Origin of the sequence: Maribacter sp. ACAM166 (genome assembly GCF_005771495.1) — a bacterium.
Taxonomy (GTDB): domain Bacteria; phylum Bacteroidota; class Bacteroidia; order Flavobacteriales; family Flavobacteriaceae; genus Maribacter.
In genome coordinates this window covers 1-23412 of sequence record NZ_VAUW01000011.1, presented here as the reverse complement: position 1 = coordinate 23412, position 23412 = coordinate 1, and the positions used below count along the sequence as shown (strand labels likewise).

At 35.0% G+C, this 23412-nt stretch carries 17 protein-coding genes and 1 pseudogene; 7 read left to right on the top strand and 11 right to left on the bottom strand.

Annotated elements, in window-relative coordinates:
* Window positions 1-156: 156 nt before the first annotated feature.
* A complete protein-coding gene (gene uvrA, locus ES765_RS09640; RefSeq protein WP_138113640.1) occupies window positions 157-2937 on the top strand; it encodes an excinuclease ABC subunit UvrA in 2781 nt (926 codons plus the stop codon).
* A gap of 174 nt (window positions 2938-3111) precedes the next feature.
* Window positions 3112-4332 carry a hypothetical protein gene (locus ES765_RS09635; protein WP_138113638.1) on the top strand — a complete coding sequence of 407 codons (1221 nt, stop codon included), beginning with the start codon at window positions 3112-3114 and terminating at the stop codon, window positions 4330-4332.
* Window positions 4333-4403: 71 nt separating this feature from the next.
* On the opposite strand, the gene ES765_RS09630 is transcribed toward ES765_RS09635, so the two are convergent.
* Window positions 4404-5282, bottom strand: a complete 879-nt coding sequence (locus tag ES765_RS09630) for an RluA family pseudouridine synthase (protein WP_138113636.1) — start codon at window positions 5280-5282, stop codon at window positions 4404-4406.
* Window positions 5283-5427: 145 nt separating this feature from the next.
* On the opposite strand from ES765_RS09630, the gene ES765_RS09625 reads away from it, so the two are divergent.
* The gene (locus ES765_RS09625) at window positions 5428-6465 is read left to right on the top strand and encodes an AI-2E family transporter (protein WP_138113634.1); all 1038 of its coding nucleotides are present in this window, start codon (window positions 5428-5430) and stop codon (window positions 6463-6465) included.
* Here ES765_RS09625 and ES765_RS09620 read toward each other — a convergent pair whose 3' ends face one another.
* From ES765_RS09620 to ES765_RS09605, 4 genes are read right to left on the bottom strand one after another with little or no spacing between them, the layout of a single operon-like run.
* Window positions 6466-7920 carry a lipopolysaccharide biosynthesis protein gene (locus tag ES765_RS09620; protein WP_138113632.1) on the bottom strand — a complete coding sequence of 485 codons (1455 nt, stop codon included), beginning with the start codon at window positions 7918-7920 and terminating at the stop codon, window positions 6466-6468.
* Window positions 7920-9191, bottom strand: coding sequence for a glycosyltransferase family 4 protein (locus ES765_RS09615; protein ID WP_138113630.1), 1272 nt, complete (start codon window positions 9189-9191; stop codon window positions 7920-7922). The genes ES765_RS09620 and ES765_RS09615 overlap by 1 nt, the downstream gene beginning before the upstream one ends.
* A complete protein-coding gene (locus ES765_RS09610) occupies window positions 9191-11626 on the bottom strand; it encodes a YfhO family protein (protein ID WP_138113628.1) in 2436 nt (811 codons plus the stop codon). The genes ES765_RS09615 and ES765_RS09610 overlap by 1 nt, the downstream gene beginning before the upstream one ends.
* A gap of 32 nt (window positions 11627-11658) precedes the next feature.
* The gene (locus tag ES765_RS09605; RefSeq protein ID WP_138113626.1) at window positions 11659-11913 is read right to left on the bottom strand and encodes a DUF4834 family protein; all 255 of its coding nucleotides are present in this window, start codon (window positions 11911-11913) and stop codon (window positions 11659-11661) included.
* A gap of 86 nt (window positions 11914-11999) precedes the next feature.
* On the opposite strand from ES765_RS09605, the gene ES765_RS09600 reads away from it, so the two are divergent.
* Window positions 12000-13073 carry a transporter gene (locus ES765_RS09600; protein ID WP_138113624.1) on the top strand — a complete coding sequence of 358 codons (1074 nt, stop codon included), beginning with the start codon at window positions 12000-12002 and terminating at the stop codon, window positions 13071-13073.
* 88 nt (window positions 13074-13161) lie between these two features.
* Window positions 13162-14283 (top strand): GTP cyclohydrolase, encoded by a 1122-nt coding sequence (locus ES765_RS09595; protein WP_138113622.1) that lies wholly within the window; start codon window positions 13162-13164, stop codon window positions 14281-14283.
* A gap of 63 nt (window positions 14284-14346) precedes the next feature.
* Here ES765_RS09595 and ES765_RS09590 read toward each other — a convergent pair whose 3' ends face one another.
* The 3 genes from ES765_RS09590 to ES765_RS09580 all read right to left on the bottom strand — a co-directional run bounded on the left by ES765_RS09590 (window position 14347) and on the right by ES765_RS09580 (window position 18897).
* Window positions 14347-15606 (bottom strand): aminotransferase class I/II-fold pyridoxal phosphate-dependent enzyme, encoded by a 1260-nt coding sequence (locus tag ES765_RS09590; protein ID WP_138113620.1) that lies wholly within the window; start codon window positions 15604-15606, stop codon window positions 14347-14349.
* A 114-nt stretch (window positions 15607-15720) separates the two neighbouring features.
* Window positions 15721-16761, bottom strand: a complete 1041-nt coding sequence (locus tag ES765_RS09585) for a PLP-dependent cysteine synthase family protein (RefSeq protein ID WP_138113618.1) — start codon at window positions 16759-16761, stop codon at window positions 15721-15723.
* Window positions 16762-16839: 78 nt separating this feature from the next.
* Window positions 16840-18897, bottom strand: a complete 2058-nt coding sequence (locus ES765_RS09580) for a S9 family peptidase (RefSeq protein ID WP_138113616.1) — start codon at window positions 18895-18897, stop codon at window positions 16840-16842.
* A 123-nt stretch (window positions 18898-19020) separates the two neighbouring features.
* Here ES765_RS09580 and ES765_RS09575 point away from each other — a divergent pair, with 123 nt between their 5' ends.
* The gene (locus ES765_RS09575; RefSeq protein ID WP_138113614.1) at window positions 19021-19347 is read left to right on the top strand and encodes a YbaB/EbfC family nucleoid-associated protein; all 327 of its coding nucleotides are present in this window, start codon (window positions 19021-19023) and stop codon (window positions 19345-19347) included.
* A 65-nt stretch (window positions 19348-19412) separates the two neighbouring features.
* On the top strand, window positions 19413-19727 hold the full coding sequence (locus ES765_RS09570; protein WP_138113612.1) for a YegP family protein: 315 nt from the start codon (window positions 19413-19415) through the stop codon (window positions 19725-19727).
* A 3-nt stretch (window positions 19728-19730) separates the two neighbouring features.
* Here the strand turns inward: ES765_RS09570 and ES765_RS09565 are convergent, their stop codons facing one another.
* The 3 genes and pseudogenes from ES765_RS09565 to ES765_RS22285 all read right to left on the bottom strand — a co-directional run.
* Window positions 19731-20753, bottom strand: coding sequence for a threonine aldolase family protein (locus ES765_RS09565; protein WP_138113610.1), 1023 nt, complete (start codon window positions 20751-20753; stop codon window positions 19731-19733).
* 19 nt (window positions 20754-20772) lie between these two features.
* Window positions 20773-23178, bottom strand: coding sequence for a zinc-dependent metalloprotease (locus tag ES765_RS09560; RefSeq protein ID WP_138113608.1), 2406 nt, complete (start codon window positions 23176-23178; stop codon window positions 20773-20775).
* A 121-nt stretch (window positions 23179-23299) separates the two neighbouring features.
* Window positions 23300-23412, bottom strand: a pseudogene (locus ES765_RS22285) (IS1595 family transposase); the annotation flags it as partial.

The following is a 23412-nucleotide window of genomic DNA, read 5'->3' as shown; positions in this document are numbered from 1 at the left end:
GCGCTATAGGCGAATTGAATTATTATTAAAAGCCAAAGATAGAAAAAAATAAATACTCTTATAATTATGTGAAAAATTCTTCCGTTATTTTAGATGAAATACATTTTTTAGCAAAGAAAAAAGGCAAAGCTTATCTTTGTCGACTTAGATATTCGTATGCCTACACTAGCCCAAATAAATCCGAAAGAAAACATCATAATTAAAGGAGCAAAACTGCACAACCTTAAAAACATCGATGTTGTTATCCCTAGAAACAAACTTGTAGTAATTACTGGATTGTCTGGTTCTGGCAAATCTAGTTTAGCTTTTGACACCCTCTATGCCGAGGGGCAAAGAAGGTATGTAGAAAGTCTTTCTTCATACGCTAGGCAATTTTTAGGTAAGCTTGACAAACCGAAAGTAGATTATATAAAAGGTATAGCACCTGCTATTGCTATTGAGCAAAAAGTAAACTCTACTAACCCTAGATCTACGGTTGGTACCACTACAGAAATTTATGACTACATAAAACTTCTATTTGCACGTATTGGCAAGACGTATTCTCCGGTATCAGGTAAATTAGTAAAAAAACATACCGTTACAGATATCGTCAATCATGTTAAAACATTTGAAGAGCAAACAAAACTTTTACTTCTTGCTCCGATTACTATACGAGATGATAGAGATGCGATTAAATCGTTAGAATTATTCTCAAAACAAGGGTATGCGCGTATTAAATACAACAATAAAGTTTTACGTATCGACCAAGTTCCAGAAAATATCGGGAAAAAATTTGATTTAGTTATAGATCGAATTATCACAAAAGATGATGAAGATTTTTACAATCGATTGGCAAATGCGATAGATACTGCTTTATTCGAAGGTAAAGGTGATTGTATTATTGAAGAATTAGCAAATGAAAAGCAAACACCGTTCAGCAATAAATTTGAATTAGACGGAATTACGTTTTTAGAACCCAATGTTCATTTGTTCAGCTTTAATAATCCCTATGGTGCCTGTCCTAAATGTGAAGGATATGGAGACGTAATTGGCATAGATCAAGATTTAGTGGTTCCAAATACTGCTCTTTCAGTTTTTGAAAATGCAATTTTTCCATGGCGTGGTGAAAGCATGAGCTGGTACCGTGATCAATTAGTGAACGCTGCCTATAAATTTGATTTTCCTATTCATAAGCCTTGGTTTGAATTATCTGAGGAACAGCAACAACTGGTATGGAAAGGTAATGATCATTTCATCGGTTTACATAAGTTCTTTGGCATGCTTGAGGAAAAGAGCTATAAGATTCAGAATAGGGTTATGTTGTCTAGATATCGTGGTAAGACAAAATGTAACGTCTGTAATGGAAAACGATTACGACCTGAAACCGATTACGTAAAAGTTGGTGGAGCTTCAATATCCTCATTGGTCGGTTTATCTATTGAAAAGCTCATTGTATTTTTTAATAATCTAGAACTCAATGAAAATGATGCAACTATAGCAGCGAGGTTACTAATAGAGATAAATACGCGACTTGGGTTTCTTAATAAGGTAGGCCTAAATTACCTTTCGATCAATAGAAAATCAAATACACTTTCAGGTGGTGAAAGCCAACGTATCAATCTTGCTACCTCATTAGGTAGTAGTTTGGTAGGTTCGATGTATATTTTAGATGAGCCAAGTATAGGATTACATCCTAAGGATACAGAAAACCTTATAGAGGTATTGATTTCCTTAAGAAATTTAGGAAATACGGTTATTGTCGTTGAACATGATGAAGATATTATGAAAGCCGCAGATATGGTAATCGACATTGGACCGGAAGCTGGTACCCATGGCGGAAATATTGTTGCTCAAGGTACCTTAAGCGAAATATTGAAATCAAAATCCCTTACAGCACAATATTTAAATGGGACGATGGAAATCAAAGTCCCTACAGAACGAAGAACTTTAAAAAATTATATTACCATAAAAGGGGTTAGAGAACATAATCTAAAGAATATAGATGTGACTTTTCCATTAGATATGCTTACGATAGTTACAGGCGTATCTGGTAGTGGTAAAAGTACATTAGTGAAAAAATTACTGTATCCTATAATTCTAAAAGCAGTTGGTGGTTATGGCGAAAAAGCTGGACAATTCTCATCTGTAGAAGGAAAATATAAGCATATAAAGCATGTTGAATTTGTAGACCAAAACCCAATAGGTAGGTCTTCTCGTTCCAACCCAGTAACCTACATAAAGGCTTACGATGATATTAGAAACTTGTATGCCAATCAAAAGCTAAGCAACATTAGAAACTATCAAGCCAAGCACTTTTCGTTTAATGTGGATGGTGGCCGTTGTGAAAAATGTAAAGGGGAAGGTGAGATAACGGTAGAAATGCAGTTCATGGCAGATGTGCATTTAGAATGTGAAACATGTGGAGGCAAACGTTTTAAAAAGGAAGTATTGGAGGTTGCATTCAATAATGCCAATATTGATGATGTACTTAATATGACTATTGATGATGCCATTCAGTTCTTTGAAAAAGGAGAACAGACGAAAATTGTCACTAAACTTAAACCGTTACAAGATGTAGGACTCGGCTATGTAACATTAGGCCAATCGTCCTCTACCCTATCGGGTGGTGAGGCACAACGTATTAAATTAGCATCTTTCCTTATAAAAGGAAGCACAAAAGATAAAGCGCTATTCATTTTTGATGAACCAACTACAGGTTTACATTTTCATGATATTAAAAAACTTTTAAAATCTTTTAATGCCTTAATCAAAAAAGGCCATTCCATTGTTGTCATTGAACATAATATAGAACTAATAAAATGTGCCGATTATTTAATCGACCTTGGCCCTGGCGGTGGAGAAAACGGCGGACAATTATTGGCAGAAGGTACTCCTGAAGAAGTCATAAAAAGCAAAAAATCATTTACAGCCAATTATTTAAAGGAGAAGTTGAATTAGGAATCCAGCTTATAATTTAATTAAATCACAAACAACTAAAACCGATTAAAATATTGATAATCAATATTTTAATCGGTTTTATATTTTTTTGGCACGTTGTTTGTATTATTCTAAGAGAATGTGAATAGTTACATTCGAAACCTCTGCCCTCGGGCAGATTTAAAACCTTATATCATGAAGAAATTAATACTCCTTTTTACGGCGTTGTTTTTAGGCACCACAGGTGTTTTCGCTACAAGTATTAATGAAGATAAGGTTGCTACCAGCAATACTTATAGATTTAATAACTCCTTTATTTTTATTGAAAATGGAATTACATTTTCTGTATACCCTGATGGCGAATTTGACTTTTATATAGAGAATCAAGTAAGTGGAAATAGAAATGGTACCACATTCAATTCCGGATATGATTATAGTCCATATGCACAGTATGATGATTACGGGGCTGTAATTCAAGTAGAAAATGTTCCGATTTATTATGACTATTATGGTCGTGTTAATCACATAGGTGATGTAGATATTAACTATTTAAATAATCGTGTACGTAGAGTTGGAGGGATGAATGTATACTACAACAACCGTGGATTTTATGATTACCATACAGGTTATATCAATATTTATAACAGAAACTATGTGTACCAACCATTCCATAGATGGTTTGCTAGACCGTCTATTAGCTTATGTTTAGTATATAACAGACCGTATAGAAGGTACTACACTCCAATACGTTATTCTTACTACAATCCCTACAGAAATAATTATAGAAAAGCTTATGTAAATGTTGGTAAACAACATAGATATAATAACGTAAGAAGAGAAAGAGCTAGCATTTATAGGAATGACAAACGTGTTGCAATAAGAGATAATTCTTATAGAAGCAATAGAAGTGTTGCTAAAAGAGGTAATGGCTTAAGAACTGGCAGAACAGTAGCTTCAAATAATACGGCAAGAACCAATAGAAGTGCTACGGCAAATAGATCTACAACCGTAAAACGTAATAAAAGTACTGGTCGCAAAAATCAAGGTAGAAGCGTAACTAAAAGAGAGGTTACAAGAAGTACTGTCAATAAAGGTACTGTTAAAAGAGTAAATAATTCGGCATCACGTAGTAATCAAGGTAGAACTGTAACTAAAAGAGAGGCAGTAAAAACGCCTAGGAGTACAAGCGTAAAAAGAAGTACTACCACGTATAAAAAACCCGTAGCCAGGAGTACGACTTCTAGTAGCAGAACTGTAAGAACGCAACGTAGCAGTGCGGCTAGAAGCACTACTAAAGCTCCTAACAGAAGTAAAAGCACCGTTAACAGAAGTACACGTTCTAGATCAGTAAGCAAAGCTCCATCAAGAAGTACGAGTTCTAGATCAGCGACTACTAGAAGTAATAGAAGAAATTAAAATAGTTTTTAGGTTGGTTAGTTGTTTAGCGCCGTAATGAATACGTTCATTACGGCGCTTTTTTATACAACCTATTTTTTATTTCGGATATTGCCAGGGAATAGTTTTTCAAATTTCTTTGGTAGATTTGAAATAATATACATTTCTTTATTCAGAACAGGGTGAACGAACTTTAACGAATATGCATGCAGATAAAGTCCCTTACCTTTTAATTGTAATCCTTCCAAAAAATAAGCAGCATCTCCTAAAATAGGATTCCCATTCATGAACATGTGTTTGCGTAACTGATGTCGTCTTCCGGTTTGCGGGTCTAATTTGACCAAATTCAAAAAATAAAATCTTTTAGAAGGTATGCAGTCCATAACTTGAAAAATTGAAAGAGCCATTTTTTCATCAATTAAAAAATCTATTGATCCACTCGATGTCATTAAACCTATAGTTACGGCGTAGTAGGTTTTAAGAATCTGTTTCTCTTTAAATAATTTATTTAATGCTACTATACTCGAATTTGTTTTGCCGACAAGCAAGAGTCCTGTGGTTGCATAATCTAGACGGTGAACTGGTTGCGGCCTAACCGAATCAAAGGCAGTGCTACTCCTTAAATTTTGACCTAACGCATTTGCAACTGTTTTAAATCCATTACCACTAACCAGTATACCTGCTGGCTTATTGACCACGGCTAAATAATCATCTTCGTAGATGACTTCTAGATTTAATTTGAGACGTGTACTATTAGTATCTTCTATTTGATAAGCGTATTCTATTTTTTCCCCTCCTTTAATAAATATTCCTGTAGATGCTACAATACCATCAACAAAAACCAATTCTTTCTTAATGGCTTTTTTTAAAGCAGATTTTGTTGGTATTCTCTTAAATATGCCTACCCCATATTCCTGCAAACGCATTGGTTCCTTAAAGTTTTTGACAATATGTATTTCTTTTAATTGCATACAGGAACATCTAATAACATGCCAAGATTATAATAGTTTTACAAGGTAAATTTTTGCATTAGAAAATATAGGATGTGAGTTAATTATTATAAAAATATAATTCTATCTTTTGACCTAATTTTTAGCTAACCGGAAACGGTATTTCATGAAGAGAATAAATCATAAAATTATTAGGCAGGTAATTATTCTTGCACTTATTATTTTCCTAGGAGGATTGATAATAAAATATATGTTACCGTACATTTCAGGTGTACTAGGAGCCCTAACACTTTATGTTATCCTAAGAAAATGGATGGTAAAACTTTTAAATAAAGGCTTGAAAAGAATGTGGGCAGCGTTATTACTGATTTTTGTTTCTCTAATTGGTGTTTTCTTACCCTTAACTGGAGCTGCTTTTATGTTAAGTGCAGAAATCGGGAACTTAGCAGATAAATCAGAGCAAGTTACTAAAGCTTTTAAAGAACAAGTTTATCAACTTGAGAAATATGTAGAATATGACGTTTCTTCCACCATAGACCCAAAACAAGCATCTGGTTGGCTGACAGATAACCTTCAAGGTTTCGCTAGCGGTACATTCAATATTCTAATTTCCCTTGGTTTACTCTTGTTCATACTCTATTACATGTTGAAAAGTCCTCAGAAATTAAAGGACTCATTACTAGTATACCTTCCTTTGAGTACTAAAACATTGGTGATTTTAGGTAAGGAAATAGAAAGTGTGGTTAAATCAAATGCCATAGCAATTCCATTAGTAGCCTTGGCTCAAGGTTTTATTGCATTAATTGGCTTCCTTATATTTGGAATTGAAAATCCTTTGTTTTGGTTTGTGATTATAACCATCGGCTCAATGATTCCTTTTATAGGAACCTTCATTGGTATTATACCTGTATTCGTGTTAAGCTTGGCGAGTGGAAATGATTTTCAAGCTTGGGGAATTTTGCTGTATGGTATTTTAGTAGTTGGTATGACCGACAATCTAATTCGATTGGTTGTTTTGAAAAAGCTAGACAGTACCCATCCACTGATTACATTGATAGGAGTAATAGTTGGAATTCCTTTATTCGGATTTGTTGGGCTAATCTTTGGTCCATTGATTATAAGTCTTTTTCTAATTATCGTGAAAATTTACAAACTACACTATGGTATACAACGTTCTCATAAAAAAGAAAAATTAAAGCTGTAATTAACGTTTTAGGAACTTGTTTAATACACCATAAACATCTTCTGATATTTTGAATCGGTACAATATTCCTACGTACATTGCTATCATTAATATACTTTTCAATGTAATATTAATTACGGGATGAAACGAAAAGGAATATGTGGAGAATAAGACTCCTACAATAATCAATAATGAAAGAACTTTCCAAGTTTCATGGGTAAATGGAACTATTTTAAACTTTGCCTTTACATAGCCCAATTTCAATGTATTATATATAAAAAAAGCAGTGAAACTAGCTATTGCAGCACCGTCGATACCATACGTTGGAATCAACCATAAGTTGAAAACAATAGCCAAAACTGCCAACAATACTCCAAAGAATAATATTGAACGATAATAATCAGAATTGAATAAAATTGAATTATTGTTCCCTAGAAGTGCATCGTAAACTTTAGCTAATCCTATCCAAAAAACAATCATGAAACCACCTGAATAGTTTTTCGGTAACAATTTATATAAATCATCAAGGTTTAGTATAATCAATAAAAAAAGAATGCCGGAGACTATGAAAAGTGTTAACGAACTTTTCTGGTATAGCTTTTTTAGCGCAGGTTTATCTTTTTCATTAAGATAGGCTGCTGTTAACGGATAGGTTATCTGATGCATGGCACGAGATGGTACAGCAATTGTTGACGCAATAAAACCTGCAACAGCATAGTAAGCAACATTTTCAATTTTCAAGAAGTTGTTCAACATTACTTTGTCAACTTCCATAAGAACAATAGCAGTTGAGCCACCTAATATGATGAGTCCGCTATACTTTATTATGCTTTTGGAATTGGCAGGAAGGTGGAAATTAAGCTTTGGCATCCGTAACCGAAAAGCGTAAATTTTCATGACCACTGTTCTTAAAAGATAACACCCAACCAGTGCATTTATAAAAGTATCAATATCAATGAATTTAAGCCATAGCAAAATAAGTAATACGGTTTGAGCAATTCTACAAAACACCTCTTTCATGAAATTACCGAAAATGGATTTCATTCGAATTCTAGCCCAAGCATAAAATACTTCGAAATAGGCCAAGGCCATACCGATTAGAAAAATATGCCAAACATAATCTCGTACTATCGGATTCTCCCTCGATAGTAAATCTCCAATAGTTTCATTGGCAAAGTAACTAAGTAAAGCTATAGGTATAATGAGCAGTAACGGAAGTAATAACATTAAAGTTAAAAACCCATCTTGACTACTATCCTTTTTGAAACTAGAATAAAATTTAACTAGACTATTGGGAACCCCAAAGGCTAAAATCGGCATTAGTACAGCTGATACAGATAAGACTACTTGAATCAACCCATAATTATCGGGCTGCATAAAATTAGTATACAAAAACAGGGTATTAACTGCTCCTATTGCAAAACCGATATAGGTTACAAGCGTGTTGTTTAAGGATTGTTTTAGTACGATGCCCATTAGATAAATTCTGCCAGTTTTCGGGTAAGTTCCTTTCTAGAATAGGTGTCAATTCCTTTAGAGTATATTGATAATTCACCCTTTTGAAACAGTTCAAACCAAGTTAAAAGTAGGTCTTTCAATGCAATTTCATCAGCATACTCAAAAATGTGACCAGCGTTTGTTTCTGCTACGATATCCCCTACTTCCCAATGCTTAGGCCCTACTCCTAATATAGGGCGCTGCGCAGCCATGTATTCAAATAATTTTCCAGGGATAATACCCTTGGTTTCATGAGAATCAATCTCAGCCAATAGTAAAACTTGTGATGTTTCTTGATATTTTAAAGCATCTTCATGCGACACATAACCAATAACTTTATAAACTTCCTTTAAACCAAAGTCTGTAAGTGATTGCAAAACATCATCGCTGACTACCCCAATAAATTGGAGTTGTAAGGCATTCTTGAATTCATTATTCTGTTTCATCAATACTGATAAAACGCGCCATAAATTAGTCGGATTACGGCCAGTAAGCATAGACCCAATATGAGAAATCGTGAATTTTTTATCAAGAGTAGCATTCGTTGTTCTTTCTCCATCGAATCCATTTGTAATCACTGTAATGGGCTGATTGGTAATTTTCTCGAACTCTTTCTTTGTCGTTTTACTAGTGACCACTATTTTGTCTGCAAAATTGAGCACTTTCGATTCCAAATTTTTGTGCTTTCTTTCTGCGTATGAAGAGAGTTTTAATTTTTTATGATACCCTATAGATGTCCAAGGATCTCTAAAATCTGCAATCCATTTAAGGGATAGTGATTCTTTTAGAGAATAACCAATGAGGTGCACACTATGCGGCGGCCCAGTAGTAATTACGGTATCTATATCTTCTTTTTTCAGAACTCCCTTTAAAAAAGTTACAGATGGTTGAATCCAAAACTTTCGTGCATCAGGTATAAATAGATTTCCCCTAACCCATAATAGGGACTTTTCGATGAACGATTGATTTTTTGATTGAATGATACCAGAGCTTATTCGCTTGGTCTTCTTGCTTGAAAATAGACTTGCTACACGATAGGGTTCAAAAATTTTATGGGTATAAATTTTAATATCCTTTGGTATGTCTTTTAGAAATGTTTCATCTATAAGTGGGTACTGGGGATTTTGAGGAATATAAACTATCGGTTCGATATCAAAATCGCTGAGATACTTAACAAACTTAAGCCAACGTTGTACACCTGGTCCGCCAGCGGGAGGCCAATAATACGTAATGACCAGGACCTTTCTCATTATTCTTCCTCCTCTTTTTTAAATTTCCAAAAAGAAAAGCCCAATCCTCCAACAATCACAAGACCTAATAAAATGGTACTTGCCAATGTAATTTTACTACCTTGAGTAACTACTTCTGGTTCAAATTTAAACTCTATCTTGTGTTTACCAGATGGCACTTTAAGTCCTCTAAGAACATAATCGACTTTAAAGTAATCACTTTCTTTACCATCTATATAAGCATTCCATCCATTTTTATAGTACATTTCCGAAAAAACAGCAACACCTTCATTACTATTCTTTGAGGAATAAATGAGGTGATTTGGCTCATAATCAATCAAAGATATCGACGCTGTAGCATCGACTTTATATGCTAATTTCCTAATATCCTTGAAGTTAGATGTATTAAAAACTGCACTATTTTTAGTGTCTAAACTATCTAAAGCAGAAATCTCGGCATCAGCATTAGCAACAGGTATTAACTGCTTTACAAACCACCCATTTCCGTTGGCATTTGGGTTTTCAATGGGAAACGATTTTCCCTCTTCATCCTTTCTTATCACGTATTTAATATTGAGCATATTCAATACAGAAAGATTACCGTTGTAAATATGGAAATCAAAAAGATCTTGCATACCAGCAGGTTTAGCTGCATGGTAGCCCGTTATGCTTTGATGAAAATATGCCGTTTTTGCAGAATCAAAACCATCAGTCTGGTCAAAAACACGAAAAACACCTTCATCTTTTGCTATAAGTTTATCTGCCGGTGTTTCTTGAAAAGGTTCTAACATTTTACGTTTAGATACAAAATTGTCATTGTTCACATACCGTAAATCAACTCCAACTAAATCTACAACGACTAAAACACCAACCGCAATAATTAAGATATTGATCTTTAATTTCTCTTTTAAATAAAACCACAATAATAATGCGGTAATGAGTGCAAAAGCAAGCGACCGAAATAAGTCACTTGAATACACACTTTTACGGTCTAATCTCAACATTTCAGGAAGCTCTTCTAACCCCGTCATTCTTAAATTACCATCTGTAGCTCCAACAAAATCAAAAGCTCCCTTAAATAAAAATAACAATACACCTAAGCCCAAAATTGTTCCGGTTGCGAACGTCAACGATTTTAGCTTATCAGTTCGTGGAACCTTATCCATTAATAATTTTTTCAAAGCCAAAATCGCAAGAATAGGTACGCATAGCTCCAATATAATCTGTATGGATGAAACAGCCCTAAATTTATCATACAACGGAAAGTAGTCAATCATAAAATCAGTAAGCATACTAAAATTCTTTCCCCATGATAAAACCAGGGACACTATCGAACCAATTAACAGCCACCACTTATGCTTTCCTTTTACCAGAAACAGGCCTAGAACAAAAAGAAAAAATACAACAGCACCTAAGTACGCTGGGCCTGATGTACCAGGTTGATCGCCCCAATACAATGGAACACCACTTACAAAATCTAATGCACTTGATCTAGGTAAGCCTTTATCAATCAGATAATTAAATGACTTTGAATCTTCACCCAAATTTTCTTGACTTGCACCACCAAAAAGTCGTGGCACAAAAAGATTCAACGATTCTGTAATACCGTAACTCCATGTTGTAATATAATCTTTACTCAGGCCTCCCGTATTCACTTTTGATGAACCGTCAGGATTAATCGTCAATGCACTTTTACCACGGGTACTCCAATCTGCATACTCTTTAGTAGCCATTAATCCGGTAGCGTTTGCGGCAATACCTAAGGTTACGGCAACTAATAAGATTCCTACTGAAATAAAGAAATGTTTTAGCTGCTTTTCCTTTACTGCATATACCAAATAAACAATACCTAATACAAGTACCAATAACATAAAGTAATACGTCATCTGATAATGGTTGGCGGTAATTTCAAGTGCCATAGCTAGTGCCGTAAGTACAAAACCCCACAAGTATTTCTTCCTGAAAACAAGAACAATACCAGCCAAGAGCACGGGCAAGTAGGCTATTGCATGTGCCTTAGAATTATGCCCAGCGCCTAAAATTATGATGAGATATGTAGAAAAACCAAAAGCTAATGCGCCTACGATGGCTAAACGATAATCAACTTTTAAACAACAAAGTAGAATATAAAAACCTATAAAATATAGAAAAAGGTAATCTGCAGGTCGAGGCAAAAACCGAATTAATCGATCTAATTTTTTAATGTAATTATGAGGATAATTTGCACCTAATTGATAGGTAGGCATGCCACCAAAAGCACTATTTGTCCAATACGGTTCTTGATCCTTTGATTTTCTGAAATCATTCTGCTCTTTGGCCATGCCCGTATACTGAGCAATATCGTGCTGATACATCACTTTACCTTGCAGTACAGGACTGAAGTACGCTAAAGCTGCAATTATAAAAAATGCTAGCACAAAAAAATGGATAAAAAAGAACTTTAAGCCTTGCTTCATTTGCTAAATAGGTAGTGTTTTTTCAAAGATAACTAGTCTAGCTCTTCAAAATCAATGTATTCACCTACTTTTTTAGAATCCCCTTTCTTCTTGGAAGTCTTTTTATTTATAATGACATCTCCTACTTTTTCCTCGCTTGCAGTACGTTGATTATCAAAAGCTTGCTTGAAATGTGATTCAGTTTTCTTAGCTGCGTAGCTTAAAATTCTAGGTGCAAATAACTTTACTAAGAATTTTAGTAGGTAATACACCAAAAGAATAATCAATATAGTTTTTAAAAAAGCCATTTATTACTACTTATATATATCAAAAATACAATTATCACGTTGTATAAATAGAATCATAATATTAAAATAAATATAAAATCGCGTTCATGAATAGTCTATTTGCCTACTCTAAAACATATCAACACATATTAAGCCTTCTTCTATTTCTACCTTGGGTCGGTATTTCACAATATACAGATGTGATTAATTCCAATAGACCCGGTCTATCTGTTAGTGCATATGCCGTCGGTAAAAATGTGGTGCAAGCTGAATTAGGTATTTTCTACGAACAACGTGATCATACACTTCTCAATACCCAATCGGATATTTGGGGTACCGATATTTCTTTACGCTATGGCTTATTATTTGAGCGACTAGAGCTTAATTTCGAGGGTACTTTTCAAGATCAAGATATAACCTATTCAAATTTTAATCTGTTAGCCAAGCGAAGAGACTTTTCACGAAATCGGTTAGGGCTTAAATATTTAGTTTATGATCCTTTCAAGAATCAGGAAGCCAATAAGCCAAATTTATATAGTTGGAGAGCAAATAATAAATTTCAGTTCAAGAATCTTTTACCAGCGGTTTCATTATACGGTGGAGCAAATTTCGTTCTTGGAGACAACCCTTTTTATGTCGGGGAACCTACCCTATCCTATCGAGGAATGATTGCTACTCAAAGTCGCTTGACTCCGCGGTTTGTATTGATTACCAACACTGCTTACGACCGCATAGGAACCGATGACCCAGAATTAAGTTATTTGATTTCCTTATCTCACGCTTTTAGAAATCCTAAATGGAGTGTATTTTTAGAACACCAGGGCATTCAAAGTGACAGGTATGCAGATGCGCTGCTACGAGGGGGAATTGCCCATCTACTTAAAGAAAATCTACAGTTCGACTTTCATATGGGAGCAAGTCTTAAAAATACACCTTCCCGCATTTTTATCGGTTTAGGAGGTTCTTATCGGATGGATTTTCATAAGGATGATTTAGTAGCTATAGAAGATCAAAAGGCTGACGAAAATGGTGGCGCCATCGATAAGGATGCAATGATGAAGAAAAAGGAGAAGCGTAACGGCGCTGAAGATATAGACTTAGGCCCTTCGAAAAAACAACTCAAAAAATTAAAGAAAAAAGAAAAAAAGAAGAACAAGCAGTCCAACGAAATTGACTTTTAACACGTTTTAAAAGTTAATTGTATTTCGCTCGTTCCTACTTCCCTATTTTGATTAATATCCCTAATATTGATACTTCTAAAGAAGTATTATGATTACTATACAAGAAGTAAAAACAAAGCAAGACTTAAAGCGCTTTGTAACTTTTCCCTTTTCACTTTACAAAAACAATGATTATTGGGTTCCGCCTATTATCAATGATGAATTGGAGAGTTTTGATAAAGATAAAAACCCTGTATTTAAGGATGCTGAAGCATGGTTTTTCCTTGCCTTTGAGGGATCAAAAATAGTAGGTCGTGTTGCTGGGGTCATTAATCACCTAGAGGTATATCAACAAAACGTTAAAAAGATGCGATTTGGTTGGTTTGACTTTGTAGACAATCCAGATGTTTCTAGGGCACTTTTAGATAAAGTAGCTGAAATTGGAAAGAACAACAACCTAGAATACATAGAAGGCCCTGTAGGTTTTTCCAATCTAGATAAAGTAGGTGTTTTGGTAGAAGGTTTTGATCATATAGGCACCATGATTACATGGTACAACCACGCTTACTACAAAGACCATTATGAAAATTTAGGTTTTGTAAAAGAGAAGGAATACATGGAAAATAAATTTCCAGCAAAGAATGCAGATCCAAAACTTTTTTCAAAACTGAACGACTTGGTAAAAAGACGTTACGGATTAAAAGAAGTTAATTTCACAAAGACTAAAGAAGTTATGCCAATGGCTGACGAAATGTTCGATCTTTTCAATGAGACTTATGCGAGTCTTTCTTCATTTGTTCCTATTACCGAAATACAGAAAGCTTATTTCAAGAAAAAATATATCAGTTTTATTAATCCTGAATATATCAAATTCATAAAAGATAAGGAAGATAAATTAATTGCTTTTGCCATTGTGATGCCTTCGTTTTCAGAAGCACTACAGAAAGCGAATGGAAAATTATTCCCATTTGGATTGTTCCACCTTTTAAAAGCAAAAAAGAATAGTAAAGACGTTATCTTTTACCTCGTTGGTATTCATCCCGAATATCAAAATAAAGGGGTTACCGCTGTCATTTTTAATGAATATCATAAGACCTTTACCGAAAAAGGTATAGAAATGTGCTATAGAACTCCAGAACTAGAAGAAAATATTGCTATTAAACAAATGTGGAAACATTTTGACCCAGTAGTGTATAAGCGCAGAAGAACGTACAAGAAATCACTTAATTAAGTATAATTAATAAGCCCGGATTCATACATGAATCCGGGCTTATTAATTTAAAATGACTTGGGATTATTCTCCCATTGCAGCTGCAACAGCGGCAGATAGTCTTTTATATGTTCCATTCTCAAGGCGATCACGAATAGCCGAAAATGCCGTCAAAGTTTCATCAACATCTTGTAACGTATGCGTAGCCGTTGGTATCATACGAAGTAAAATAAGGCCTTTTGGAATTACTGGATAAACTACAATCGAACAGAAAATACCATGATTTTCTCTAAGATCTTTTACCAATGCCATTGCTTCAGGAATGCTACCGTTCAAATAAACAGGAGTTACACAACTGGTCGTAGTACCAATATCAAAACCTTTTTCTTTTAATCCGTTTTGAAGTGCATTTACGTTCTCCCAAAGTTTAGCCTTAAGCTCTGGCTGGGTACGTAACATATCTAATCGCTTTAATGCTCCTTTCACATAAACCATTGGTAATGATTTAGCGAACATTTGTGAACGTAGATTATATTTTAGGTAGTCAATAATTCCTTGGTCAGCAGCTACAAAAGCACCAATACTTGCCATTGATTTAGCAAAAGTAGCCAAATACACATCAATATCACCTTGAACATCTTGTTCCTGTCCAGCTCCGGCTCCAGTTTTACCTAAAGTTCCAAAACCATGTGCATCATCAACTAACAATCGAAAATTATATTTTTTCTTTAATGCTACAATCTCTTTAAGAATACCTTGTTCTCCACGCATTCCAAAAACTCCTTCGGAAATCACAAGAATACCTCCACCAGTTTGATCTGCCATTTTAGTGGCACGCTCTAAGTTTTTTTCTAGACTCTCAACATTATTGTGGACAAAAGTAAATCGCTTGCCCATATGCAAACGTACACCATCAATAATACAAGCGTGGCAATCAACATCATAAACAATTATATCATCTTTCGTCACCAAAGCATCTATCACAGACATAAAACCTTGGTAACCAAAATTTAATAAATATGCCGCCTCCTTATCTACAAACGCAGCACATTCTTGCTCTAATTGCTCATGAAATTCAGTATGACCGCTCATCATTCTTGCACCCATAGGATATGCAGCACCATATTCTGCAGCTGCTTCTCCATCAACCTTTTTAATTTCAGGAAGATTTGCCAAGCCTAAATAATCATTGATACTCCAGGTGACAACCTCTTTACCTTGAAATTTCATTCTATTGGAAATGGGACCTTCCAATTTGGGGAAGACAAAATATCCTTCTGCTTGTGAAGCCCATTTACCCAAAGGGCCTTTATTCTCTAAAATTCTATCAAATAAGTCTCTCATTGCTTAATTTGGTTCTGTTGGCAAAAGTAAATAATTTTGATAAGGATTCATAATTATTTACAACGCAAAAAAGTGGGCTGCAAACCCACTTTTTTATATTATCGTCTATACCTTTTATTTAATAAATTGAATTTGCTGTGTTTCCTCAACCGTACTGGTATTTAAAAAACCTTGATCCTCCATCCATTGATCACTATATATTTTACTCATATAGCGAGATCCATGATCAGGAAAAATAGCAACAACATTACTATTTTTATCAAACGTATTCAATTCGTTCAATTGTTTGATGGCCTGCATCACAGCACCACAGGTATATCCAGCAAAAATACCTTCCGTTTTGGAAATTTCTCTTGCGGTATGTGCACTTTCTGCATCAGGCACTTTTATAAATTCGTCTATGATTTTAAAATCTGTAGCACCTGGAATCAAGTTTTTACCCAAACCTTCTATACGGTATGGATAAATCTCATTGGTATCTAATTTTCCAGTTTCGTGATATTTTTTCAATACAGAACCAAAAGCATCTACTCCAATAACTTTAATGTTTGGATTTTGTTCTTTTAAGTACCGTGCAGTACCAGAAATAGTACCACCCGTACCACTACAAGCAATCAAATGCGTTATTTGTCCCCCTGTTTGTTCCCAAATTTCAGGACCAGTAGATTTATAATGCGCCTCCATATTCAGTTTATTGAAATACTGATTGATATAGATGGAGCCTTTTGTTTCTTTATGTAGCCTTTTTGCAACTTCATAGTAAGATCTTGGATCGTCTGCACTAACATGTGCCGGACATACATATACTTTTGCACCCATTGAGCGAAGCATATCTATTTTATCTTGAGAAGATTTTGAACTTACCGCCAAAATACAATCGTACCCTTTAATGATACTTGCCATAGCAATGCTGAAACCTGTATTACCGGATGTAGTCTCAATAATGGTACTATCTTCTGTAAGTAAGCCTGCTTTTTCAGCCTGTTCAATAATGTGAATCGCTATTCGATCCTTAGAAGAGTGACCTGGATTAAAAGACTCTACCTTGGCATAAAAATTACCGGTTAGACCCTTAGTAATTCTGTTTAATTTAACTAGTGGTGTATTACCAACTAGCTCTAATATGTTGTTATAAGCCCTGATCTCATTTTTCATAAGGAGAATCAATGTTTAGTTATTACTCAGAATAAAATTTGTTAAAATTTCTGTTGCAAAGCTACTATTTTTTTTCAATTACACGATTTTTCCTTCTAAATCTAAAAGAAATGCATATTCTTTAGCTACTTCGTGTAATGCTTCAAACCTACCAGAAGCTCCACCATGGCCTGCCTCCATATTAATATTAAATAGCAATTGATGAGCATCAGTTTTCAATTCCCTTAATTTTGCGACCCACTTAGCAGGTTCAAAATACTGCACCTGAGAGTCGTGTAGCCCCGTAGTTACTAGCATATTAGGATACTTCTGAGCGACCACGTTATCATATGGAGAATAGGATTTCATATAATCATAATACTCCTTTTCGTTTGGATTACCCCACTCATCATATTCGCCAGTGGTAAGTGGAATGGAATCATCTAACATAGTTGTAACAACATCAACAAAAGGCACCGCAGCTATTACACCATTATAGAGGTCCGGTTCCATATTAATAATTGCCCCCATTAATAGCCCCCCTGCTGACCCGCCCATGGCGTACAAATGCTCGGCACTGGTCATTTTTTGTTCAATTAAATATTTAGAACAATCTATATAATCAGTAAACGTATTTTTCTTTTGTAATAACTTACCGTCTTCATACCATCTACGCCCTAAATACTCTCCTCCTCTTATATGCGCAATGGCATATACAAACCCACGATCTAATAAGCTTAATCGTACTGTTGAAAAGTAAGGATCTATAATTGCCCCATACGATCCATAGGCATACTGCAAAACAGGTGTTCGTTCATCTAACACAGTATCTTTTCTATACACTAATGACATAGGTATTTTTTCTCCATCTCTTGCATTTGCCCAAATACGACGTTCTGTGTATTTATCCTTATCAAATAACCCCCCCAGTACTTCTTGTTCCTTCTTTATGTTCTTTTCCTTAGTATTCATATTAAAATCGATAACCGAACTTGGGGTGGACATCGAATTGTAGGAATATCTTAAAATCTCTGTATTAAAATCGGGATTACTACCAACATACGCCGTATACGTTTCTATTTTAAAGGGTAAAAAATACTCACCTGTTCCGTCCCATCTGATAATTCGAATCTTATTAAGGCCATTTTCACGCTCAGAAAGCACATAATACTCTTTGAAAATATCAATATCCTCTAACAACACATCTTCTCGGTGCGGAATAAACTCCTGCCAATTTTCAGACGTAGTTTTCCCTTCAAAGGTTCGCATTAACTTAAAATTTTCAGCTTTATCTTTATTGGTCAATATATAGAAGCAATCTTCATAATGAAAAATAGTATACTCCAAACCACGTTTTCTTGGTGAAAATATTTCAAACGCACCATCAGGATTATCCGTTGGTAAAATCTGAAATTCAGAAGTCAAAGTACTAAATGACCCTATCACCAAATATTTCTTTGACTTGGTGCGGTAAATAAAGGTACTGAAGGTATCATCCTTCTCATGAAAAATCAACACATCTTCAGAAGTAGGTGTTCCCAACTTATGCTTGTAAATTTTATCTGAACGAAGTGTTACTGGGTCTTTTCTAGTATAGAACAAGGTTTTATTATCGTTAGCCCATACGCCACCACCTGTAGTATTCTCAATTTTATCATCAAATATAACCCCTGTTTCCAAGTCTTTTATCTGCATGATATATTGCCTTCTAGAAACAGTGTCTACACCAAACGCTGCTAATTTATTATCAGGGCTTATTGCAATGCCTCCAAGACTAAAATAATCATGCCCTTTGGCCATTTCATTTCCGTTGAAGATAATTTCTTCAGAAGCCTCTAAAGTCTCCTTAAATCTTGAATATAATGGATACTCCCCTCCTATTTCATAACGAGTACTATACCAATACCCATTAAGTTTATAAGGAACCGATGCATCATCTTCCTTAATTCTACCCTTCATTTCATGAAATAAAGATTCTTGAAATTCTTTGGTATGTTCGGTTAAGGCATCATAATAGGTGTTTTCCTCCTCTAAATAAGAAATGACTTCTTTATTCTCCTTGTCATTGAGCCAATAATAATTGTCTAACCGAACGTCGTCATGAATAATCAATTCTTTTGGAATCTTCCTTGCAATTGGAGCTATTTTATGAACCATAAACTTTTTGATATATTAAGTTGGCAAAAATAAGCCTAATTCAAAGAAGCCTATTTAGATTTCCAAAAAGAAAAAGTAGGTTTCGTTTTTGTTATTTTTGCTGACAAATTTAAAAAAATAATTATGTTTGGAGATATGATGGGAATGATGGGCAAACTTAAAGAGACCCAACAAAAAGTAGCAGACACGAAAAAAAGATTGGATACGGTAACACTAGAAGAAAAATCAAACGATGATTTAGTATCCGTAACTATTACCGCCAATAGAGAAATAAAAAAAATAGCGATTGACGATCGTCTCTTGGCGGATAAAGAACAATTGGAGGATTACCTTGTGTTGACCTTGAACAAAGCCATACAAAACGCAACTAAGGTCAATGAAATCGAATTAGCGGCCGTTGCAAAAGAAGGAATGCCCAATATACCAGGCATGGATTCACTTTTCAAATAATGAAGTCATCGCAGTAATTTAAATCTCTTGTGAATTTCATATCTTTAGTTTAAAAGATTACTGCTATGATTGAATTTAAACAGACCAAGAAAGATAAATACCGCTTCCTTGTCAAGTCACCAATGGGAAAAATACTCTTAAGGAGTATTCCTTTCACTAGTAAAGGTTCTATGGAATCCTCTTTAAAAGTACTTAAGAATAACGAAGGAATTCACGCCAAGTTATTTGAACGCAAAACCACCACCGAGGGTAAATTTTTAGTCGAATTAAAAAACTCTTTTGGTGAAATTATTGGTTCTAGTGGTCTTTATTCTTCTGAAGCAGGTATGGAAAACGGAATTTTAAATATTTCGAACACCCTTGAATCAGAACTCAAATAAGATTTAAAACTTGGCCAATTGCGTCAAAAGTTCTTCATGCATATCATCTGTATAATCTAAATGGGTAACCATTCGTAATTTGCCTTGACCCATACCTATAATTAAAATACCCTTTTCTGCTAACTTATCTACAAATTCAGCACTGGTCATAAACGATTCATCGATTTCAAAAATGACAATATTAGTCTCTATTGGTTCTACCTTACTCACAAATGATAGAGTCGATAATGCGTCGCCAATTTCCTTAGATTTTTTATGGTCATCAGCTAAACGCTCTCTATGATTATCCAACGCATAAATAGCTGCAGCAGCTAAAAACCCAGATTGACGCATACCCCCGCCAAAAATCTTACGAATTCGAATCGCCTTATCCATATGCGCTTTTGTTCCCAAAAGTAAAGAGCCAACAGGACAACCTAAGCCTTTACTCAAACAAACACTAATGGTATCGAACATCTGACCATACTGCATAGTAGTTTCATTCTTTTCAACCAATGCATTCCATAAGCGAGCGCCATCTAAGTGATAGCCTAAATTATTATTATCACAGACTTCTCTAATTTTCTTTAGCTCTTGAAAATCCCAACACGTTCCACCACCTTTATTTGCCGTATTCTCTACACAGACTAACGTTGTTAGTGGACTATGATAAAAGTCTGGTGGATTAATGACGGCTTCCACTTGGGCGGCAGTCATTGTACCTCGAGTACCATCAACTAATCTACAGGACACACCGCTATTAAAGCTAACACCACCACCTTCATAATTATAAATATGCGCATATTTATCACATATTACTTGTTCGCCCGGTTGGGTATGTAATTTTATGGCCGTCTGGTTCGTCATGGTGCCACTTGGGAAGAATAAGGCGGCTTCCATACCAAAAAGTTTTGCTACTTTTTCTTCTAATGCATTAACGGTAGGGTCTTCTTTAAATACATCATCCCCTACGACTGCCGACATCATAGCATCTAACATATCCGGCGTAGGTTTTGTTACCGTATCGCTAATTAGATTTATTTTCATAAAAATTCATAAATTTAGATTAGTGAAAACAACCCATTCCAATAGGTGACCCATCTGGAATTTGAGTTGAAGGAATTACCTTGAATAATTCTGGATGTTCATTAAATTCTTTAATTCTTTTCAGCATTTCGGCGTGTATAGCATTAGTTGCAGCGTCTTTAACAAACTGCATGCTCAATTCTCGTAATTTTTGTGAAGCAATTGCATTTACTTGTGGATGCACCTCGGTATGGCCCGCCAAGTTCATGACATGAAATAAAACCCTAAAGTTGATACTTGTTTGTACTGCATTTAAATAGGCATCCTTTTGCTTTGCATTAATGGTTTTTGACACCAACTCACTTAACACCTCTTCCAATCCCAAATTATTAACCTCTATAGCCTTTTGTTGAATCAGTCTCGAAGCTCGCTCTGGATGTAATAAAAACACCAATGTCATATCTGAAGCAGTTTCAACAGCTGATAATGCATCAAAAGACACTCCTGTTTTACCTTTGATAGACTCTCTAGTTCTTGGATTGCCAAAAGCTCTTGGAGGGAACAAATTAAGCTTCTCTTTTGGAATTGCAATTTCATTAGCATCCAAAGTGGTTAAAATACTTTTCAACGCTTCTTGTTGCAACGCTTTATCCGCAATTGCAACAGTTTCCTGTCCATCTCCTTTTACAGCATAGTTATATTCCAATCCTCCGATAATCTTTGCTACCGCTTCGGTTTGGTATCTATGAAAGAAATATAATGGAACAAAGACATCTTCTAATACCGAATAAGGTGTACCATTTTGAATATTATCTACTGAAAAATTCTTAATTGCAATTTTACGAACGTTCAACATAGCATCCAACTCTTTACTAACACTAGTACCATTATCCCACAAATGAGCCAATACATGAGCGCTACCCTGAGGTCGAGCATCTTGATCGGTGATATAACGAAGACCATCGACTTTGGCTTTATCCAAGATATTATTCAGACCTTCCTTTTCCTCATCTTTAGAAAAATTCTGATATGAATAAGCAACTGTAACCTTATCCCAATCCCCTATTCCTGTTTCATACGCCTTTGAAAAATCTATTTTTCCGTTAGTCAAAGAAAATTGTGGATGAGGGTAATCCATTACCGATGCTTTATCTGTGGTACTGGCCGCATAATTATGAGCAAACCCAATAGTATGTCCGATTTCATGAGCAGATAACTGGCGAATACGCGCTATAGCCATATCTAACATCGGTTGATAATTATCGTCGCGATCTGCAAAAGGTTTGTTCATAAGCGCCTGTGCGATTAGAAAATCTTGTCGAATACGCAAACTCCCCAGGCTAACATGGCCTTTTATAATTTCACCTGTTCTTGGGTCTGTAATACTACTTCCATAACTCCATCCTCTGGTAGATCGATGAACCCATTGAATTACATTGTACCTTACATCTAAAGGATCGGCATCATCTGGCAACATCATCAATTGAAAAGCATCTTTATATCCTATGGCCTCGAATGCTTGGTTCCACCAACGACCGCCCTCCAATAGAGCTGATCTAACTGGTTCTGGAGTACCATTATCTAAATAATAGATGATTGGTTCAACCGCTTCGCTTATTTCTTTATCAGGATTCTTCTTTGTTAACCGATGCCTTGTAATGAACTGTTTTAGAATCGGAGACTCTACAGGTGTAGCATAATCATAATAGGAAAATGGATACGAACCACTTCTTGGGTCGAACACTCGCTTCTCGTAATTATCGTCTGGTAATTCAATAAATGAATGGTGTTCGGCAACCGTTACTAAGCTTGGGTTAGGCGCTACACTTTTTATATAACTTCCTTTTGGTTCGCCCTTAAAAGTTAAGGTAACATCAAATTCTACATTCTTGGGGAATGCTTTTGTTCTATCTAAGGCAAAGGCACTTTTTGATTTATCTAAACTGTATGAACCTTGCTCAGTTCGTTTAAGAGTTTCTGAAACACCATGGGCATCTTGCATCAAAAAATCGGTGATATCAATAATATAAGTACCACTTTTTTCCTCTTCAATAGGAAAACCAAATAAAATTGATTTTGCAAATGCCTGCTCTACAGATTTACGCTCTAGCTCATTATCTGTAATAGCCCTATATTTCAAATTCGGCTGTACCAACAGAAGCTTGTTCCCAGCCCTCTTAAAGTATACTACTTGTTCATTCCCTAATTGACCTCGGTCTAAACCTATATCATTACTTCCGATGCCACTACTTAAAGAGTATACGTATAAAAATTCCTTATCTACACTATCTACTTCTAGGTAGATTTTGTCAGTGGCTTCATCATAATAGAAATCATAAAGGCCTTCATATTTAACAAAATCCTTTTTCTTAGCACTGAATTGGGCAGATATACTATTCACGAATAACAAAGTCAATCCAACTAGGAGTACATACTGTTTTTTCATTCTCTTTTAGTTTTGCCTAAAAGTATAGAAAATATTAGTAATGTTAAATACTACTTCTAATCAAAATTTTAAAAAGCAAACTTGTAAAAAAACCTGCATTATAATTATTAGAGGTGTCAAGTTAGGTACTTAGTTTAATTTGCTTGTAACCAACATGTTGATGTTTACTCATTCTTTTAATAAGGTTATCAAAAATGGTTTGTTTGTGAATTGACCTGTTTAATCGATAACTAT

Bases quoted from the DNA above. Each gene is read 5' to 3' on its own strand.
- ES765_RS09610 (WP_138113628.1), bottom strand. From the start codon at position 11,626: ATGAAGCAAGGCTTAAAGTTCTTTTTTATCCATTTTTTTGTGCTAGCA.
- uvrA (WP_138113640.1), top strand. From the start codon at position 157: ATGCCTACACTAGCCCAAATAAATCCGAAAGAAAACATCATAATTAAA.
- ES765_RS09590 (WP_138113620.1), bottom strand. From the start codon at position 15,606: ATGAGAGACTTATTTGATAGAATTTTAGAGAATAAAGGCCCTTTGGGT.
- ES765_RS09600 (WP_138113624.1), top strand. From the start codon at position 12,000: ATGAATAGTCTATTTGCCTACTCTAAAACATATCAACACATATTAAGC.
- ES765_RS09560 (WP_138113608.1), bottom strand. From the start codon at position 23,178: ATGAAAAAACAGTATGTACTCCTAGTTGGATTGACTTTGTTATTCGTG.
- ES765_RS09585 (WP_138113618.1), bottom strand. From the start codon at position 16,761: ATGAAAAATGAGATCAGGGCTTATAACAACATATTAGAGCTAGTTGGT.
- ES765_RS09620 (WP_138113632.1), bottom strand. From the start codon at position 7,920: ATGGGCATCGTACTAAAACAATCCTTAAACAACACGCTTGTAACCTAT.
- ES765_RS09630 (WP_138113636.1), bottom strand. From the start codon at position 5,282: ATGCAATTAAAAGAAATACATATTGTCAAAAACTTTAAGGAACCAATG.
- ES765_RS09615 (WP_138113630.1), bottom strand. From the start codon at position 9,191: ATGAGAAAGGTCCTGGTCATTACGTATTATTGGCCTCCCGCTGGCGGA.
- ES765_RS09565 (WP_138113610.1), bottom strand. From the start codon at position 20,753: ATGAAAATAAATCTAATTAGCGATACGGTAACAAAACCTACGCCGGAT.
- ES765_RS09605 (WP_138113626.1), bottom strand. From the start codon at position 11,913: ATGGCTTTTTTAAAAACTATATTGATTATTCTTTTGGTGTATTACCTA.
- ES765_RS09570 (WP_138113612.1), top strand. From the start codon at position 19,413: ATGATTGAATTTAAACAGACCAAGAAAGATAAATACCGCTTCCTTGTC.
- ES765_RS09580 (WP_138113616.1), bottom strand. From the start codon at position 18,897: ATGGTTCATAAAATAGCTCCAATTGCAAGGAAGATTCCAAAAGAATTG.
- ES765_RS09595 (WP_138113622.1), top strand. From the start codon at position 13,162: ATGATTACTATACAAGAAGTAAAAACAAAGCAAGACTTAAAGCGCTTT.
- ES765_RS09625 (WP_138113634.1), top strand. From the start codon at position 5,428: ATGAAGAGAATAAATCATAAAATTATTAGGCAGGTAATTATTCTTGCA.
- ES765_RS09575 (WP_138113614.1), top strand. From the start codon at position 19,021: ATGTTTGGAGATATGATGGGAATGATGGGCAAACTTAAAGAGACCCAA.
- ES765_RS09635 (WP_138113638.1), top strand. From the start codon at position 3,112: ATGAAGAAATTAATACTCCTTTTTACGGCGTTGTTTTTAGGCACCACA.